General features: G+C 64.7%; 3 protein-coding genes and 1 pseudogene. 2 read left to right on the forward strand and 2 right to left on the reverse strand.

Features of this window, described 5'->3' with window-relative positions:
* Nucleotides 1-97: 97 nt before the first annotated feature.
* Nucleotides 98-643 carry a winged helix-turn-helix domain-containing protein gene (locus ACLHRZ_RS36815; protein ID WP_490422941.1) on the reverse strand — a complete coding sequence of 182 codons (546 nt, stop codon included), beginning with the start codon at nucleotides 641-643 and terminating at the stop codon, nucleotides 98-100.
* Nucleotides 644-1,279: 636 nt separating this feature from the next.
* On the opposite strand from ACLHRZ_RS36815, the gene ACLHRZ_RS36820 reads away from it, so the two are divergent.
* Both ACLHRZ_RS36820 and ACLHRZ_RS36825 read left to right on the forward strand, forming a co-directional pair.
* The gene (locus ACLHRZ_RS36820; RefSeq protein WP_490422942.1) at nucleotides 1,280-1,564 is read left to right on the forward strand and encodes a ubiquitin-like small modifier protein 1; all 285 of its coding nucleotides are present in this window, start codon (nucleotides 1,280-1,282) and stop codon (nucleotides 1,562-1,564) included.
* A gap of 181 nt (nucleotides 1,565-1,745) precedes the next feature.
* On the forward strand, nucleotides 1,746-2,456 hold the full coding sequence (locus ACLHRZ_RS36825; protein WP_490422943.1) for a hypothetical protein: 711 nt from the start codon (nucleotides 1,746-1,748) through the stop codon (nucleotides 2,454-2,456).
* A gap of 188 nt (nucleotides 2,457-2,644) precedes the next feature.
* Here the strand turns inward: ACLHRZ_RS36825 and ACLHRZ_RS36830 are convergent.
* A pseudogene (locus tag ACLHRZ_RS36830) lies at nucleotides 2,645-3,025 on the reverse strand (transposase family protein); the annotation flags it as partial.
* Between the last annotated feature and the right edge of the window lie 57 nt (nucleotides 3,026-3,082).

The raw sequence follows: 3,082 nt of genomic DNA on the forward strand, positions 1-3,082 counted from the left end.
GACCAGCAGAACCACAAGAACGCCGCAGAGAAGGGCCGCCAGGACAGCCCCGGCCAGCCGGTCCCGCGCGGTACCCAGGCCCGACCTCTCGGCGGGATCAGGCTCTGGCCTGCTTTGTCCGCGAAACAGATATTGGCGCCCAGGTTGTGTGCGGTACTTTTACCCGCGGCCACACCTCCGTCTTCCACACCTCGACCGCCGCCTCGTCGCGCTCCAGTGCGCGGCGGACGGGCACCTGGCAGCTCCAACCGTGCCGCTTCAGCAGCCGCCACACCCCCTGCACGGTATAGCCGACGCGGAACAGCCGGCCGGTCAGCAGCCTCACCCGGGCCAGAGGCCAGCCCCGGTGCTCATCGTCGAAGCCGTGCACCAGCGGCCCGCGCTTCAGCTCCGCCTCCAGGCACTGCCGCTGCTGCCGCGACAGCCGCTCCACCGCCGGCGGCCCCGCCGACGCCAGCGCCGCGACACCACTCCGCCGCCACGCCGCCCGCCACTGGCGCACCGACCGGTCCGACACCCGCAGCTCCACCGCGACTTGCACGGTGCCCGCCCCGGCCTCGAACTGCTCGGCCGCCTCCAGCCGCACCGCTTCCCGCTTCACCTGCTCCGCGGGCGTCAGCCCGCCCCCCTGCGCATACCGCATGACGACGTCGTACCGCAAGGATCACAACCCGTCACGCACCCTCGGACATCACGGATTCAAACTGAGTACTTCCATGCCCGCCGCGTCCGCTACGCCCTCGAATAGGCAACCGAACAGTTCCGGCTCAATACGTTCATTGGTCAACTGGATATGATACACCGGCTTTTGGGTGACTGTCGGCACAGGGGTGAAGCGTCGGCTTGTTCATTCCTCTGCGGGCGGCTTCTCGGCTAGGGAAACCCGGCTCCCCGGCTGTGGAGCGGCTTTCTGTCCCGGGTGCGCCGCTTCCGGATCTGCCGGCCACTCGGAATCTCGTACTTTAGGCCGAGGGACAGTGGTTTGCATTTCCGTCATACTCGACGTCAGGCACTGCGCCGCGTCAGCAAGCTGACTGAAGCGGTGTGGTGCTCGTTGTGCGGGCGCTGGTGCTCTGGAATGCCCGGAGCGGTGCCAGGGCTTCGGCGTCGCAGGTGCGACGAGGTGCAGGTTCTGTGCCGCTTCGCCGGTCTGCGAACTTTCCCCGGAGTAGCTGAGTGCCGAGGTGGCCTGCATGCTGTCTGGGCGGGCCGAGCATCTGCGGGTTGTGGCCGTAGTTTCCCTTGTTTTGTTTCGTAACACTTTCCAAGGAGATCTGTGATGAGTATCACGGTTCATCTTCCCATGATCTTGCGCGAGTATGCTGGCGGCGCAAAAAAAGTGCATATTGCTTCGCCCGGTGCGACTGTTGCTGAAGTTCTGGACACGCTGGAGGGAAGCTATCCCGGAATGCAGTCCCGCCTGCTTGATGAGCGGGGGGCGCTGCGGCGTTTCGTCAACATCTACATTGATGACGATGACATCCGGACGGCCCAGGAGATGGAGACACGGGTTCCCGGCGGTGCTGACCTCTCGATCATCCCTGCCGTTGCAGGCGGCTGCTGAAGGAGTGGTTGGGGGGCCTGCGGGAACGCCGAGGGCCGTCTTTGAGGCTTATTCACGGTTTTGGACTGAGGTCGCCAGTAAGCCTGTGACCTGCGGAAATGTCACAACAAAGATCATCTTGAATGAGCCGCCTGTCTGTCGGCGGATTTCTCGTCTGTCTGCCGCAGGTTTTTCCGCCGACTTGGAGAAGCTGATTTCTATTCGAGCAGAATATGCCTCCAGTGCCTCTGCGGCCGATGAATCCCCTGCGCCTCGGTGCAGGGCCGTCCAGCTGCCGCTGGAGCTTCTTGGTCCTTTTCTTGAGGCCTCGGCCGGGGAGTATTGGGGGTGCACGCCGGAGGTCCCTCCGAGTTGCTTCGTTGTGCTTGTCGGGTCTTTCTCCGACGGTGTTGCGCAGATTCGTCGGCTTGAGTTTGCGGAAAGCGTACGCGCGGAAGACCTCAATGTGCTGGAGGAATTCGCGAGCAATATTGTCCCCTGTTTCGGTGGATCTTACATGCATAAGCGGCGCGGGCACTGGTGCTCGCCCCGAGACTTGCTGCGCATCAGTCGGCAGGCTGCACGGGACGGTTTCGAAGTGCTGGGTTCGATGCATTTCCACCCGGATTCGGGCCGCCTGGGGCCCGGGCAGCGGAACCTGGTGCTCAGTCAGAATCCGACTCCTATGGACGAGCACATGTTCCGCAACGGTGCCTGGCCCGTCAACATGCTCTGTTTTCTCGAGGGACGCAACGGCGTGCTGGTGCCCACGCTCGCGGCCTGGAGCCCGCCTCCGCTGAACGACCTGGACGCCCGGTGCGCACCGATCCCCCTGCAGCTGTTGAGCCAGGGCAGCACCGTGATGACAGGGGCTCTGCTTGAGCTTTCCGCGCTGTGCGCCCCGCCGTCATGACCGGGCTGACAGCCTGCCTGGCTGGCCGCCCTCGGCACAGTTGTCCCATTGCAGCTGCGCAGGCATGCTGCGGCCGCGTCCCGTCGAGTGGCGCACAGAACCGGCTAGCAGCCCTCCGATTGCTTGCCAGCACTGATCCGCAAAAACCTCATCCTTGTTACACCACTCGGCGGGACACTGAACCTTTTTCATCCTTCGTTTTCGCAGGTGAGGAGGGTGTGGACGGCTTGGATGATGGTTCCGATGCGGTTGGTGCTGCAGCGGGCTTTGCGGAGGATCCGCCACTGCTTCAGCTGCGCGAAGGCGCGTTCGCCGGGGGTTCGTAGGCGTGCGTGGACGCGGTTGAACCGCTTGTACTGTTCGAGGAGCTCGCGGTGTCCGTAGCAGGGGGTGCGGACGGTGGCGCCGGCGCCCTGGTGGGCCCGGTCGGCCAGGATGAGGATCTCCCTGGTCAGGCAGGTCCCGATGACGCCGTGGGCTCTGGCTGCGGTCAGGTCGTGGGTGCGTCCCGGCAGCGCGCGGGAGAACCACAGCGGGGTCCCGTCCGGACGGGCGACGACCTGCACGTTCGATGGTGTCCCTTGTGGTGGTGTAGGCGATCAATCGGCGGTCGTGTTGGTGGTGTG

The organism is Streptomyces sp. AM25, from assembly GCF_058146165.1.